Annotated in this window: 11 protein-coding genes and 1 pseudogene; 8 read left to right on the forward strand and 4 right to left on the reverse strand. The window is 61.5% G+C overall.

The features are described from left to right. Positions 1-329 precede the first annotated feature (329 nt). The 3 genes and pseudogenes from OCT48_RS08215 (at position 330) to OCT48_RS08230 (ending at position 4,147) form a co-directional block, all read left to right on the forward strand. Positions 330-2,030, forward strand: coding sequence for a hypothetical protein (locus tag OCT48_RS08215; RefSeq protein ID WP_263592210.1), 1,701 nt, complete (start codon positions 330-332; stop codon positions 2,028-2,030). Between the two features lie 370 nt (positions 2,031-2,400). Next, positions 2,401-2,559 carry a hypothetical protein gene (locus OCT48_RS08225; RefSeq protein ID WP_263592211.1) on the forward strand — a complete coding sequence of 53 codons (159 nt, stop codon included), beginning with the start codon at positions 2,401-2,403 and terminating at the stop codon, positions 2,557-2,559. Between the two features lie 169 nt (positions 2,560-2,728). Continuing rightward, positions 2,729-4,147, forward strand: a pseudogene (locus tag OCT48_RS08230) (IS1380 family transposase). A gap of 295 nt (positions 4,148-4,442) precedes the next feature. On the opposite strand, the gene otnC reads toward OCT48_RS08230, so the two are convergent. Genes otnC through OCT48_RS08250 form a run of 4 tightly spaced genes read right to left on the reverse strand, consistent with a single transcriptional unit; the run spans position 4,443 to position 8,799 of the window. Next, on the reverse strand, positions 4,443-5,087 hold the full coding sequence (otnC, locus tag OCT48_RS08235; protein ID WP_263592212.1) for a 3-oxo-tetronate 4-phosphate decarboxylase: 645 nt from the start codon (positions 5,085-5,087) through the stop codon (positions 4,443-4,445). Next, on the reverse strand, positions 5,084-6,373 hold the full coding sequence (gene otnK / locus OCT48_RS08240; protein ID WP_263592213.1) for a 3-oxo-tetronate kinase: 1,290 nt from the start codon (positions 6,371-6,373) through the stop codon (positions 5,084-5,086). Before otnK ends, otnC begins: the two co-directional genes overlap by 4 nt. 31 nt (positions 6,374-6,404) lie before the next feature. Next, complete coding sequence (locus OCT48_RS08245) at positions 6,405-7,730, reverse strand: four-carbon acid sugar kinase family protein (RefSeq protein WP_263592214.1); 1,326 nt, start codon at positions 7,728-7,730, stop codon at positions 6,405-6,407. A 22-nt stretch (positions 7,731-7,752) separates the two neighbouring features. Next, positions 7,753-8,799 carry a LacI family DNA-binding transcriptional regulator gene (locus tag OCT48_RS08250; protein ID WP_263592215.1) on the reverse strand — a complete coding sequence of 349 codons (1,047 nt, stop codon included), beginning with the start codon at positions 8,797-8,799 and terminating at the stop codon, positions 7,753-7,755. Between the two features lie 189 nt (positions 8,800-8,988). Between OCT48_RS08250 and OCT48_RS08255 the strand changes: the two genes are divergently transcribed. The 5 genes from OCT48_RS08255 to OCT48_RS08275 all read left to right on the forward strand — a co-directional run bounded on the left by OCT48_RS08255 (position 8,989) and on the right by OCT48_RS08275 (position 14,190). Next, positions 8,989-10,278, forward strand: coding sequence for a ribulose-bisphosphate carboxylase large subunit family protein (locus OCT48_RS08255; protein WP_263592216.1), 1,290 nt, complete (start codon positions 8,989-8,991; stop codon positions 10,276-10,278). A gap of 47 nt (positions 10,279-10,325) precedes the next feature. Then, positions 10,326-11,300 carry a TRAP transporter substrate-binding protein gene (locus OCT48_RS08260; protein WP_263592217.1) on the forward strand — a complete coding sequence of 325 codons (975 nt, stop codon included), beginning with the start codon at positions 10,326-10,328 and terminating at the stop codon, positions 11,298-11,300. Positions 11,301-11,383: 83 nt separating this feature from the next. Next, positions 11,384-11,899 carry a TRAP transporter small permease gene (locus OCT48_RS08265; protein ID WP_263592218.1) on the forward strand — a complete coding sequence of 172 codons (516 nt, stop codon included), beginning with the start codon at positions 11,384-11,386 and terminating at the stop codon, positions 11,897-11,899. Between the two features lie 2 nt (positions 11,900-11,901). After that, positions 11,902-13,194: a TRAP transporter large permease gene (locus tag OCT48_RS08270; RefSeq protein ID WP_263592219.1), complete on the forward strand. Its 1,293-nt coding sequence runs from the start codon at positions 11,902-11,904 to the stop codon at positions 13,192-13,194. Between the two features lie 42 nt (positions 13,195-13,236). Continuing rightward, positions 13,237-14,190: an NAD-dependent epimerase/dehydratase family protein gene (locus tag OCT48_RS08275; RefSeq protein WP_263592220.1), complete on the forward strand. Its 954-nt coding sequence runs from the start codon at positions 13,237-13,239 to the stop codon at positions 14,188-14,190. Positions 14,191-14,417 lie beyond the last annotated feature (227 nt).

Consider the following 14,417-nt stretch of genomic DNA (forward strand, 5'->3'; position numbering starts at 1 on the left):
GACGACTGGCTGCTCGCTGCCTGGCGGGTGTTGCCTCTGTTGCAACATCCGGCGGTAGCGTGGCCGATGCCGGGCAGGGGGCTGACAGGGGCCCCTGCTTCAAACGGGTAATAGCCAATGTGGGAACGTTCTTTGCAACGCGATAAATGGATCGGGCGTGATTCCGAACCCATGCGGTAGGCGGGCGGCTTCATCGCGCGACTGTCTGGATTCGACCCAAAGCGGACACTTGGTGCTCGGTGCGAAATCCCGATATGTGCGCGACATAAACCATGTTAATTCGCGCTATTGCGGTGATTAGATTGCGTAAAGGATGATGGAATAAAATCGTGCTGCAGATTAATACTGGTAAGTTATATCAACGAGGTGTAGGAAGAAAAAACCGGTTGACAGGTGTTGTCTACACCAATGTTCGCCTTCCGTATGAGCGCGAAATTGTCACTGCCGCTGGGACCCTGAGGTCAACCGGTTCGAGTCCGGAAGACATTGCCCTCGTTTACGAGATCGAAGAGCGGATCGAGAAGGCTGATCCTGAGCCTGGCGTTTTGATTTCTCACACGGTACGACCTTTTATCGATGATTTCGCTGTGGTCGCTTCATTCGGTCTCGGCGGAGTCTTCTCGCATGATCCGGAGACAGTCCGCGGCCTGACCGGAGGGCGCCCCGGATTCTCGTCCTACGAGGCCCCTGATAAGTTCGTTGCTGGCTTCTTTGACCGCTCAATCCATATTTCTGACGAACAGGCAGACGAATTCGTCGCATTTGTCGATGAACTGCTCGCCCTTGAGCGGAAGAGTTATCTGGGCGCCATGCGTGCCATGCGCAATTTCGTTGCCGGCCTGCATCGAATCCCCGACGATCTCGCACTCGCCTATACTCTGATCGTGTCGTCCGTGGAGTCTCTCGCCCAAGACTTCGACGGCTTCGCTCCAGCCTGGTCTGACCTCGACGACCGAAAGCGGAACACAGTTGACGGCGTTCTGGTTGATCTAAGTATCTCTCAGGCGGATGCTGTTCGAGCGGCCATTCTTAAAAGCGAGCATGTTGCGTTGGCGCGACGCTATCGCGCCTTTGTTCAATCTCATGTTGACGCCAACTATTTCCGCCATCCTGCCGCTGGCTCGCATCCCGTTGCTCGCTACGAACTCGATGTGGCTCTACGCCAAGCCTATGGGGTTCGCTCCGCATACATACATCGTCTACGATCGCTACCGACTCCTATCTCTTTGCCACATGGGCATCGGGAAACGACTTCTGTTGAGCGCCGGCCCGCGCTTACGTTTCAAGGACTTTTCCGGCTTACACGCCACGTCATCTGGTCTTTCGTAACCGAGGGACCGAAGATCCAAAAAGAAACGTATGACTACACGCTTGAGCAGTCGGGTGTCGTCTCGATGGAATTGGCTCCCCAATACTGGGTGTGGCGGCCGCTCACCAACTCGGCAGAGGCACGTCGCCGGCTAGAGGGTATGCTCAGCCTAACCGCCTCCGTTCTTCGTCGCGATCCAGGCGCTCTGCTTGTTGATTTGCGGCCAATGCTTGCCGACGTGGAGAGCCTGCTACCCCAGGCGGCAGCCGTTCACCGGCCCGCACTGCTTGCCCTGCATGTCCTTTTCAACCTGATGGTCACTCCAGATTTGCGAACGCCCAAATTCGAGAACTTTTTAAGCAAGCATGGTGCGGAGGCAGCGCGCCCTAGCGTTGAAACTGTTATCGTCTCAACAGTACTCAATGCCCATCAGGAATGGACGCTTGAAGAGCATCGGACTGTGCTGGAGCAGTACTTTGCCGAGCGGACGCGGCCCAAAGGTCTTCATGCGCCGCGACTGCTCGAGGCGGCGGCTTGCCTAGCACTTGCCGAAAAATATCGGGTCGCCGGAGATGGCTCGTACGCGAAGCGATTTGTTGAGCGGGCCGTTGAGGTGCATCCCGCGCACGTCGGCTTGCGTGGCTTCGAGTCAGCCTATGATGAGAGAAGTGCTATTGACTGGGAAGCCATCCTTTTACCAGAAAATCGAGTACAAGGTTAATAGAAAACTAGCTTGCGTTTGCAAGACTGCTGTTGGCAGCTTCTGGCCGAATAGAGACGATCTACATTTAGGTCGTCACTGCTTTCACCTATACTTCCGTCTGCTCGGCTATTTCTAATGCGGCATCTACCTCGATGCCAAGATATCTAACAGTGCTCTCCAAGCATCGTATGACCCAATAGCAACTGTACAGCCCTCAGGTTCTGTGTACGACGGTAGGTTATAGACGCCTTGGTCCTTCGCAGCGTGTATGTGCCATAGTTTGACGGGGCCAAGCCTGAAGGAATGGTTAGCGAAGTTACCGCGGTATCATGTGCGCTTCATCCCAACCTATTCCGCCTTGCACAACCAAGTCGAACGGTGGTTCGGGTTGACCACCCAGCAGGTGATTCGTCGAGGATCATTCAAAGCCGTCTGGGAGTTGGTGAAAAAGATGGATGCCTTTATCATGCAAGACAACTACCGCAACGACAAGGTCGCGCCATTTACCTGGACAGCAACGGCGGATTCGATTCTGACCAAGCTCTAATGCCTATGTACTGCGATTTTAGAGAAAAAACAATAGAGGTTGATTTGGGTCGCACCACCTACTGTCCGGTCGATTCAGTATGAACATCCAGCCGAGAGATCACCCCGGCTTATTCATGAGGCAGGCCTGAAAATGAAGATGGCGAGTGGTTTCCTCTTGTAGAATCAAGATGTTCCTGGCAGAACACGATTCAAGAGGACCACTCGCCATGGGTGAAACCCTAACGACCTGGTCGCCCTCGTGCAACGGCTCCGTCCGTGTCGAGCTGACCGGCGAGCGCACGACCAGCGACAGCAGCGCTCTGCTGCTGCGTGAAGCCCTCGATAACAGTGGCGTGATCGAGGCGCTGGAGGACAACCTGGTCGACCCGCGCCACCCGCTGCGTATCCGCCACTCGCTGGCCAGTCAGCTGCGCACCCTGGTGTTGCAGCGTGCGATGGGATGGATCGACCTCAGCGATACCGACACGTTGCGTCGTGACCCGCTCTGGCAGCTGGCCTGCAGCGATGCTCGCGGGACGACGCCATTGGCGCAAGATCGACCGTCTCAAGCCACGCTGTCGCGTCTGCTGACCTGCCTCGGGCGCAACGACAACATCGATGCCGTGCACGAGGGCCTGCTGCGACTGGTGGTCTGGCGTCTGACCTCACTGAAGAATGGCGAACGCCCCGAGCAATTGACCTTGGACATCGACGGCCTTCCGATCGAGGTCCATGGTCACCAGGGCGGCTCGGCGTTTCATGGTCTTTACGGTGCACGGATCTACTCGCCGCTGATCGCATCGCTGGCCGAGACCGGCGACATGCTGGGCGGGCTGCTGCGCGAGGGCAACGCCGGCCCGGCCGAGAATGCCGATACTTGGATCCCGCACTTGGTACGCCGGCTCAACGAGAGCCTCGGGGCCAGTGTCCGGGTGCGCATCGATGCGGGCTTCACCGACAACGACACGCTGGAGGCCCTGGAAGATCGCGGCATCGAGTATCTGGGCCGGCTGCGCAGTCACTCGGGGCTTCAGAAGCTGGCGGCGCCGTACCTGAAGCGGCCGCGAGGCCGCCCACCCGAGCAGCCTCGGGAGTGGTGCCACGACCTTGAGTACCAAGCCGGTTCCTGGCCGGCGCCGCGACGCGTGGTGCTGGTGGTGCAGGAACGCCCCGATGATCTGCTGCTGCATGCCTTTTTCCTGGTCACCAACCTCGGCAAGTTCGACTGGTCGCCGGAGAAGGTCCTGGCGCTCTACCGCAAGCGCGGCAACGCCGAAGCGCACATGGGCGAGGTGAAGTCGGCGTTGGATGTGCTTCTCTCGTCGACCGATCGCGGCGCCTCCACCGTCCAGGACGTCATGGCCCGCAACGATGTGAGCCTGCTGCTGAGCCTCTACGCCTACCAGGTGCTGCATGGGCTGAGGCGCCTGCTGGAGAGCCGGACGCTACAGGGTTGGAGCCTGATGCGGATGCGCGAATAGGTGCTCAAGGTCGCAGCCACGCTGACGGTACACGCCCGGCGCATCACGGTTCACCTCGGCGATGCCGCCGACAAATGGTGGCCCACCTTGCTGAAGGGACTGCCTCGGCTGACGGCTCTGGTCTGATCTCCGGCGTCACCACATCCCACGCAGCAGGCAAGGCGACCACAGTGGAGGTCGACGGCCACGGCTGTGCCGGCGATCGACATTGATTCCTAAAAGCTATAAAAAAGGCCGGCCAAAAGCTGAGTCGGGTATAGGTCAACCGGCTACCAAGCGGCCGCACGACGTTGAAGTGGGTCGATACCGGCAACCCCTTGGCTCAACACCCTCATTCGGCACCCTGATGAATGAGGCGGGATCACACCTCAGGCCGCATGACGCGTGGCGAGCTGGTCGCCAAGCGGGTCTTTTCCACGACTCAGTCGCGAGGAAAGCGCGCTTCGAGTTCGGTGATCTGTTCGGGCGTCAGGCAACGCGGGTTCTGGCCCCGCAGCAGCAGGTAGAGTCTGGCGGTTTCCTCCAGCTCCTCTGTGGCGTACAGGGCTGCCTCCAGGGTCTTGCCTGCCACCACCGGGCCGTGATTGGCGAGCAACACGGCGCTGTGCCGACCGGCCAGCGAAGCGACGGCATCGCCCAGGGCAGTATCGCCGGGGATGTGGTAGGGCACTAGGGGCAGCCTGCCGACACGCATTACGTAATAGGCCGTCAGCGGCGGGATGCAGTCGTGCGGGTCGATCTCCGGCAGGCAGGACACCGCCACCGAATGCGTCGAGTGCAGGTGCACAATGGCCGATGACTGGGGGCGCTCCCGGTACATCGCCATGTGCAGGAAGCTTTCCTTGGTGGGCTTATCCCCGCCCAAGTGGTGGCCCGTCGCGTCGAGACGCGATATTTGAGCGGGGTCCAGGCGTCCCAGGCAGGCGTTGGTGGGGGTCATCAGCCAGCCACCATCCTCGGTGCGTACGCTGATGTTGCCGCTGGAGCCCATTGTCAGCCCGCGATCGAGCAGGGAGCGGCCATAGGTCACGATCTGTTCGCGTAGCCGGGTCTCGTTTCTTGTCATTTCAGCACCTCGAAGGCACGGGTGAAGAAGTCGATCTCACCGAAGTTCCCGGACTTCAGGGCCAGCGAGAGCGGGGCGGCGCGACCGGCGATGGGAGCCTGTGTCCAGGGTACGCCGGGATCGATCTGGTGGCCGATCCGCAGTTGCTGGATGTTCAGGGCCGAGACTACCGCCCCGGAGGTCTCGCCGCCGGCGACCAGGAGGCGTCCGACTCCCTCCTGTACCAGAGTGCGGGCCAGGCTCGCCATGGCATCCTCGACCAGTCGTCCGGCGGCCTCGGTACCGAGGGCTTTTTGCGCCTGCTTGACGCGCTCCGGGGTAGTCGATGCATAGATCAACACGGGCCCATCATTATCGGCATCCTGTAGATGTGTTCGGGCGAAGGCCAGTGCATCCTCGAGCTGGCCATTGTCCTCGGCCAGTGCGAGGGGATCGAGCTCGTAGCCCGGATGGCTGGCCAGGAAATGCTCTACCTGAGCCAGGGTCGCACGGGAGCAACTACCCGAAAGCACTAGGGGAGCCCCTTCGGCGGGGGCCAATCGGCCGGCATCAGTGACATCCTGCAACCACCCTTGGCGACGGTACTCCACGGGCAGCGCTTGGCCCAGGCCGGAGCCGCCGGTAACCAGCGGATAATCCACTATCGCCCCCGCCAGGATCTCTAGGTCCGCCTCATCAAGGGTGTCGCAGATCACGTGACGGACCCCCTGGCCGGCGAGATGGTCGAGGTGCTCACGGACCGCGCGGCTGCCTTGGGCCTCGACCTCATGTGACACGAGACCCACACTGTGCGAGGTTTGGCGCGACAACACACGTACCAGGTCGGCATCGCACATCGGGTTGAGGGGATGATGTTCCATGCCGCTGTCGTTGAGGAGACGATCCCCGACGAACAGGTGCCCTTGGTAGACCGTCCGTCGATTGAGCGGGAAAGCCGGCACCATTACCGTTTGGCGACCTCCCAGGCGTTCCAGCAAGGCATCGCTCACTGGGCCGATATTGCCCTGGTCGGTGGAATCGAAGGTGGAGCAATACTTGAAGAAAATCTGGTGTGTCCCGTGAGCCTGCAACCACGCTAGCGCCGCCAGGGAATCCGTGACGGCTTGCGGCGCGGGCGTAGAGCGTGACTTCAGCGCCACCACTACGGCGTCGACATCCTCGAGTGCCAGGTCATGGGGCGGGACGCCGATCACCTGGACACAACGCATGCCGGCACGCACCAGGTTGTTGGCTAGGTCCGTTGCGCCAGTAAAGTCATCGGCGATTGCCCCGAGTACGATAGACATGCTGGTCTCTCCTGTCGTTGTTGTCATGGGGTCAGTTCACTTGCGTGCCGCACTTCACTCGCGTGAAGAAGTCTTCACCGCCGATCTGGCCGCCCTTGAGTACCACTTCCAGCCCCTCGAGCGGCGAGCCGGGGGCGATGAGGCGGCATAAGTGTCCGCCCTGGGCCTCATCGAAGGCCACCAGCTCGAGGGCGTCGGCGCCGAGTCGACGCATGGCATGGCTGGAGGTATCACCGCCGGCGAAGACGATGCGCGGAATGGCCATTTCCTGGCGGAGACGCTGGGCCAGGAGGGCGTACACGTCCCCCACGGCCAGGGCCAGGCTATCGCTAGACACTCCGGCGACGAGGTCGGCGTCGCGACGGGTGGTGGCAACAGCGACCGCCTGGCCGGCGGTGAAGGCCGCCGTCACCTCGCGGGCAAGTCGTTGTGCCAGCGCAGAAGGCGAACGTAGCGCCTCCTCGGGAGGCAGCGCCACGATGCGGCCCCCTTGCGCCTCGAAATGCTCGAGCTGACCGCGTGTCTGGGGCGAACAGCTGCCGGACAGCACCAGTAGTCGGTTCACCCCGGGATAGGTTGTAGGTAGTGGCTTCCGCTGATCCGTGTTCCGCGTGACCAGCCGCCCCAGGGCATCGGCCAGGCCCTGTGCCGCCACGGCCAGGGTGGTGCATCTCTCGGCGAGTTTCAGGATCAACTCGGCGGCGTGTTCCATCTCGTCCGCATCCGTCGCATCGAGGATCACGAAACGCTCCGCCTCCGCGGCGGATGCCAGACGCTGCCAACCGCCGTCCGCTTCCCGGTAATCGAGCAGCGTCACTGCCGCCGGCGGGATGGCAGTCTGTGCCATGAGGTGGCATCGTAGGTCCGCTTCGGTCATAGGCGTGGAGGGGTGATGTGCCATCGCCGGATTCTGGTCCAGTCGGCAGATCTCATTCCCATAACGCGTGAACAGATGGGAAAAGGCCGTATAGCGGCCGAAGGCCGGCGTGGCGGGCAGGATGGGGAAGGCACACCCTGGCCAGTGGCGCCTGGCCAGGTCCATGACATGGCCGATGCTGCCGACCGTGGGCGACGAATCGAAGGTCGAGCACACCTTGAACTGCTTGATCCGGGGATTCAGGGCGTTCAGCAGGGCCAGGGCGGGGGCGACTTCCTCGGTCATCGCCGACGGTGCGAGCCCGCGGGCCGTGCCGGCCAGCCCCACTACGTCCAGTTCGGCGGCCATGTCGAGAATCGCCTCGTGGTTGTTACTGGAGAAGAACAGCCGACCCCGGAGGCCATGGCGGCTGAATTGCGCCAGGTTCTCCGTCGAGCCGGTGAAGTCGTCGCCATAGAAGGCGGCCAAGAGTCGTTCCATGCGGTGTTCCCCGTTGCCATTGTCAGGTGCTTTCGCGGACGGTCAATCGATAGCCGATATCGATGCGAGGCCGCGAGGGTGACCGACCTTCCAGGCACTCCAACAGCAGCTTCGCTGCCTCCACTCCCATCTCGAAACGCGGTACCGAGACGGTGGTGAGCCTGGGCGTCAGGTGTTCCCCGAGTGACAGGCCAAGGTAGCTGCCCATGGCGATGTCCTCCGGCACGCGGATGCCTCGCCGGTTGGCCTCGAGGAGCGCGCCAGCGGCCAGGTTGTCATTGGCGAAGTGAATCGCCTCGAGGTCGGGGCGGGCCTCCATTGCCTCGAGGAACACCTGGCGTCCGGCCGAATAAGACGACGGCGCCTCGCTTGCGAACAACAGATCACTCTCGACCCCCGCCGCGGCCAGCTCTTCGCGATGCCCTTCGTAACGTTGTTGCGCGCGATAGTCACGCGTCATCCCAACCCCAAGGAAGGCGATGCGACGATAGCCACGATCAAGCAGGTGCCGGGCCATGCAGGCGCCGGCCCTGCGATTGTCGATGCCCACATTCATGTCGATGCAGGATGTGCCCAGCTCCATGATCTCGATCACCGGCCGTCCCCAGGCCTGGAGGCGTCGCACGGTTCTGTCGTGATGCCGCAGACCTGTCAGGATCACCCCCGATGGCGAGTAACCCAGCACTGAATCGACCAGCGTCGCCTCACGGTCCAAGTCGAAATCGGTCGACCCCAGCAACACCTGGTAGCCAGCATTCTCGAGGGTCTGCTGGATGCCATGTACTACCTCGATGAAGGTCAAGATCGACAACGATGGCACCACGACGGGGATGACTCGCGTACCCGCCGACGCCAGTCCGCCGGCGATAAGGTTCGGCACGTAGCCCAATCTCGCCACGGCCTGGTCGACGCGTTCGCGTAATTTTGCCGATACCTTGTCCGGCGTATTCAAGGCACGCGATACCGTGATCGGGGCCACCCCGGCTTCCTTCGCCACATCACCGATGGTGATCCGGTTATCGCCGTGGTGGCGGCGTCTTCCCCGGGGCACCGGCTTCTCGTTCGCCATGGGTTCATGTCCTCGTTCGGTACGGGTTGCGTGCTGTATCCCAGTCTAGGTTGAATCTCATGGTAGCGCTACCATGAGAGGCCTGCTAGGCTGAGATGCAGATATTTGGTAGCGCTACCATATTACCCGTGCTAGCTTGCTCGTAAACAATGACAACCGACCGGCTCAAGCCGGCCCAGGAGCACGCCAATGGCGACTTCCCGGAACCCGGGGCAGAGTCCGCGGCTCACCGCCAGCTATCGCATTGAAACTCCATGCGACCCCGAACGGGCCGCCGAGGCGATGGCCGGCGAACAATCTTCCGGCACCTTCCTCAAGCTGGCAGGGGAGACCGAGGCCCTGCGTGAACGGCATGCCGCCCGGGTCGAAGCGGTGACCCGTCGGGAGACGGTCGCCACGCCGTCCCTGCCGGGAGCCCTTCCCGGGGAGGCCTATACACGAGCCGACGTGACCCTGTCATGGCCGCTCGAGAACATCGGGGCCAGCCTGCCCAATCTGCTTGCCACGGTGCTGGGCAACCTCACCGAGCTGCGGGAACTCTCCGGCATTCGCTTGATGGACATGGGACTGCCGACCCGCTTCATCGAGGCGTTGCCCGGCCCACAATACGCGATTGACGGCACACGATCCTTGACCGGTGTGGGGCACGGTCCCCTGATCGGCACCATCATCAAGCCCAGTGTCGGGCTGTCTCCGGAGGAGACGGCGGCCCTGGTCAAACAGCTCATCGAGGCCGGGATCGACTTCATCAAGGACGACGAGTTGATCGCCGATCCTCCCTATTCGCCATTGCGCGAGCGGGTCCCCGCTGTCATGCGGGTCATCGAGGAGCACGCCCAACGGACCGGGCGCAAGCCGATGTATGCCTTCAATATCACCGGCGACACTGACGAGATGCGCCATCGTCACGACCTGGTCCGCGACCATGGAGGGACCTGCGTCATGGCGAGCGTCAACTGGATCGGCCTGGGGGCCCTGGTGGCGCTGCGACGCCATGCGCAATTAGCGATTCATGGCCATCGCAACGGGTGGGGACTGTTCTATCGCCACCCGCAGATCGGCATGAGCTATCGCGCCTATCAGGTACTGCTGAGACTGGCGGGGGCCGACCACCTGCACGTCAATGGACTCGCCAGTAAGTTCGCCGAAGCCGATGCGTCGGTGATCGACTCCGCCCGTGCCTGCCTGAGGCCGCTGCTTGAACGGCCGGGGAGAGATGACCGCGCCATGCCGGTGTTTTCCTCGGCGCAAACCGTTCATCAGGCCCATGCCACCTTCACTCAGTTGCAGTCGACCGATCTCATTTACACCTGCGGGGGAGGCATCATGGCTCACCCCGACGGAGTCGCGGCCGGATGCCGCAGCATACGTGCCGCCTGGGAGGCCGCGTCCAGCGGGGTCTCCCTGGAGGATCACGCCAACCAGGAACCCGACCTCGCGGTCGCGTTGCGGGCCTTTCGCAGCCCGTTTTCAGGATGAAGCATCGATCACGCCAATTACGCGCAATCCGCCAAGGAGAAGCCGACATGAAGACAATAAAAGCTAGCGGCATCGTGCTCGCCGGTCTCGTCACTCTGGGAACCGCAGTGAACGCCTCTGCCGAGGAGTTGGCCATCGCCATTCACGTGGAACCTTCGCACGCCATGTTCAAGGTTGGTGAACGGCTCAAGCAGAGCATCGAGGAACAGACCGACGGCGAGTACTCGGTGACTCTGCTGGGTACCGAGGTCGGCGGCGAACGCGACCACCTGGAGGGGGCCAGCTACGGGGAGTATGCCATCGCCCTGGGGGGCTCAATGCCCATGACCCTGTATGCCGAGAAATTCGCCGCCGCTGACCTGCCGTTCGTCTACGGCTCCAGCGACGAGGCCCGCGAGGTCTATCGGGGCGAGAGCGGTGACTTGCTCAACGAGCAGTTGATCGCCAACGGCAACATCCGCCTTGTAGGACTCTCGGCACGCAATCCGCGCAACCTGACTTCCAACTTCCCTGTCAAGACGCCGGAGGACATCGAGGGCGTGCGCATGCGGGTGCCCGAGATCGCCCCCTGGATCAAGATCTGGGAGCAGACCGGCGCGCTGCCGAGTCCCATTGCCTGGCCCGAGGTCTACACCTCGCTGCAGACCGGGGTGATCGAGATGCAGGAGAACCCGGTCGACTTGATCCACGCCGGCAAGCTCTACGAGGTGCAGGACTACATCAACCGCACCGAGCACGTGTACTCCTTCTTCCACTGGCTGATGAACGAGGACTTCTATCAGGGGCTATCCGAGGAGGATCGCGAGATCATCCTCGGGGCTATCGAGGAAGCCACCAGCTGGGGTGACGAGATGGTCGCCAATGGCGAGGAAGAGATGTACGCCAAGCTCAAGGATGAAGGGATGGAAGTTGTGGAACCGGATGTTGCGGCCTTCCGCAGCGCTGCGGAACCCGCCATCCGCGAGATCGCCAATGGCTACCATCCCTCGGTACGTGACTACGTGCTGTCGCTGATCGAGTGAGTGAGCGGGCGGTTCGGCACGCCGACGGCGATGCTGGACCGCCCTACATCTCCTGACTGACTCACTTCTGACCGGAGGTCCCCGTGAAAACCGCGGAACGCATCACCAATGCGATCGACCTGTGCTGGAAGCTGTTGACCGCTGTCGTCATGACGGCCTTCGCCCTGATGCTGATCATCATGGCCATCCAGGTCATCTCGCGCTATGCCCTGGGCATGGCGGTCCCCTGGACCGATGAAGCCTCCCGCTATCTGTTCCTGGCGGAAATCTTCCTGGGGTCTGTACTGGCGCTACGTTACCAGGAGCACATCCGCATCACCGTGGTGACGGATCTCCTGCCGACCCCGCTGCGTCATGTGGCGAACGCCCTGGCGGACCTCGTCTGCATGCTGGTGCTGCTGATGCTGATCGTCGGCGCCTGGAACATGATGGAGCGAACCGCAGGGGTCATGGCCAGCACCTTCAACATGAGCTTTTCCTACATTTATCTGATCCAGATGGTTTCCGCCCTTCTCATGATGGGCATCTTCCTCAGCGACCTGTGCCTGCGCATCGTCGCTGCCCGTCAGCTCACCCACAAACAAAGCCGGAGTCACTGACCATGGAAGTGTTCGCCATCATGTTCATCGGCCTGATCGTCCTGCTGATGATCGGAGTGCCCGTGGCCTTCGCCATGATCGCCTCCTCCGCGTTGGTGCTGGGCTATACGCGGGGGTTCGATGCCATCCCCCTGGAGATGATCTCCCAGCGCACCCTCTATGGGGTCAACAGTTTCACCCTGCTGGCGATTCCGGCCTTCCTGTTCATCGGGCGGTTGATGAATTCGGCGGGCATCTCGGATCGCGTCTTCGACGTCGCCCGCACCATGGTCGGCCATTTCAAGGGCGGACTCGGCCATGTCAACGTGGTAGCCAGCATGCTCTTCGCCGGGATGTCCGGGTCGGCGGTCGCCGATGCCGGCGGGCTCGGCGCGCTGGAGATCAAGGCCATGGAGGATGACGGCTACCCGACGGGCTTCAGTGCTGCGGTGACCGCCAGTTCGGCCACTATCGGTCCGATCATTCCGCCGAGCATTCCCGCGGTCATCTACGGCGCGCTGGCCAATGCCTCGATTGCCGCCATCTTCCTGGCTTCGATCATTCCCGGGCTGTTCATGGGGCTGGGGCTGATGGTCATGGTGGCGATCATTTCCCATCGCCGTGGTTTTCCCACCCGGGCCAGGGCGCGTCTCGACGAGTTCCTGCGGGCCATCTCGCGGGGCCTGCTGCCGATGCTGACTCCGCTGATCATCATCGTGGGGATCCTCTCGGGCGTGTTTACCCCCACCGAGGCCTCGGTTGTCGCGCTCCTCTATTGCATGATCATCTCATTCCTGGTCTACCGCTCGATCACCTTCCGTGACTTCCTGGGCATCCTGCGAGCCACGGCCATCGATACCGCTGCGCTGCTGTTCATCATCGCCGGCAGTGCCCTCTACAGCTGGGTACTGGCGCGCTACCAGGTCACCGCGCTGGTGGCGGACTTCCTGCTCGCCACCGTGACCGATCCCCTGGCGCTGATCCTGTTGCTGGCCGCGTTCATCCTGCTGATCGGCCTGTTCATCGACTCGGTGCCGGCGCTGTTCCTGCTCACGCCGCTGCTGGTGCCGGTGGTGACGCAATACGGTATCGATCCCGTGCACTTCGGCGTAGTGATGATCTTCACCCTGATGATCGGCTTGATCACGCCCCCGGTGGGGACGGTTCTGTTCACCATACAGAAAATCACCGGCATGTCGTTCGTGGGGCTGGTGCGGGAGACCATTCCCTTCTACATCCCGCTGTTCGTGGTGCTGCTGATCATCACCTGCTTCCCGGCGATCGTCATGTTCCTGCCCAACCTGGTGCTCAACTGACGCTCGTCGACAACGACTATCCAACAAGAAGGAGAGTTCATCATGTCCGTATTGATCACCGGCGGGCTCGGCCACGTCGGCTCCTGGGTGGCCTACCAACTAGCCAAGAAGGGCAAGAAAGTTGTCATCTGCGATATGGCGGCCAGTCACTTCGACCGACTGGGCCTCGACTACCTGGAAGAGGTTCGCGACCAGCTGATCCTGGAAAGCATCGATGTGCTGGATTACCACAGCCTCTTCGAGCTGATGCTGCGTCACCGCGATGACCTGGAAGGGGTGATCCATGGCGTCTCGGTGATTGCCGGCCCGCATTTCCAGACCCGTCCGTATAAGCACATCTCGATCAATGCCAGCGGGACCCTCAATGTACTCGAGACCTGCCGGATCCTGGGCATCGACAAGGTCGTCAACATGAGCTCCGGCGCCGTCTATGGCGATGCGCCGGGTCCCCAGCACGAGGCGACGCCCTACAAGGCGACCGACCTCTACGGCGCCACCAAGATCGCCGGCGAGCTCTACGGCCTGCAATACACCGACACCTTCGGCATGGACGTCAGGAACGCGCGGTTGTTCTTCGTCTACGGCCCCGGCAAGCGGCCGTCGCACATGCACCAGGTCTATCAGGCCATGTTCGGTCCACTGGAGGGCCTGGATGACATTCAGGCCCCCAACGGCTCGGAGCAGGCACTGGACTGGACTCATGTCCATGACACGGCGGCGGGCATCGTGCAACTGTTCGAGAAGGAGGGTGTCATCCACCGCAACTTCAATATCTCTAGCGGGGTGACCGTGGAGCATCTCGACATCGTCGAGCACGTCGCCGACGTCGTCGGCAAGCGCTCCAACGTTCAGCTTGGGCCGGGACCGTTCGTGATTCGCGGGGCCCCGCTGGATATCTCGCTGGCAAAGCAGGAACTCGGCTTCTCCCCGCGGTTCACCGACATTCGTGAGGGGCTTCGCGATTACTGGGAGTGGCTGAAGGATGTTAAGGCTTGAAAGTGTCTCCCAGCTGGCTAGGCTGGAAAGTCTGAACTGTGACTAGTATCGAAGTTGTTGTTTCTCTCTTTCCGTCACAGAAAAGGAGTCAATCGAGCTTTGTAAGAAAGAGTCAGCAACAAATAAAAACTTTGATTAAAATTTTAGCGGGACAATAATCCTGAAAGCGATAATATTATTGTCTGATTATGTGAAAAAGGTTGCGGAATATACGTGACCTTTTTTGC

Source organism: Halomonas sp. M4R1S46 (genome assembly GCF_025725685.1).
GTDB lineage: Bacteria > Pseudomonadota > Gammaproteobacteria > Pseudomonadales > Halomonadaceae > Halomonas.

Coding starts and splice junctions, on each gene's coding strand:
- otnC (WP_263592212.1), bottom strand. CDS start 5,087: ATGACAAGAAACGAGACCCGGCTACGCGAACAGATCGTGACCTATGGC.
- otnK (WP_263592213.1), bottom strand. CDS start 6,373: ATGTCTATCGTACTCGGGGCAATCGCCGATGACTTTACTGGCGCAACG.
- OCT48_RS08245 (WP_263592214.1), bottom strand. CDS start 7,730: ATGGAACGACTCTTGGCCGCCTTCTATGGCGACGACTTCACCGGCTCG.
- OCT48_RS08250 (WP_263592215.1), bottom strand. CDS start 8,799: ATGGCGAACGAGAAGCCGGTGCCCCGGGGAAGACGCCGCCACCACGGC.
- OCT48_RS08255 (WP_263592216.1), top strand. CDS start 8,989: ATGGCGACTTCCCGGAACCCGGGGCAGAGTCCGCGGCTCACCGCCAGC.
- OCT48_RS08260 (WP_263592217.1), top strand. CDS start 10,326: ATGAAGACAATAAAAGCTAGCGGCATCGTGCTCGCCGGTCTCGTCACT.
- OCT48_RS08270 (WP_263592219.1), top strand. CDS start 11,902: ATGGAAGTGTTCGCCATCATGTTCATCGGCCTGATCGTCCTGCTGATG.
- OCT48_RS08275 (WP_263592220.1), top strand. CDS start 13,237: ATGTCCGTATTGATCACCGGCGGGCTCGGCCACGTCGGCTCCTGGGTG.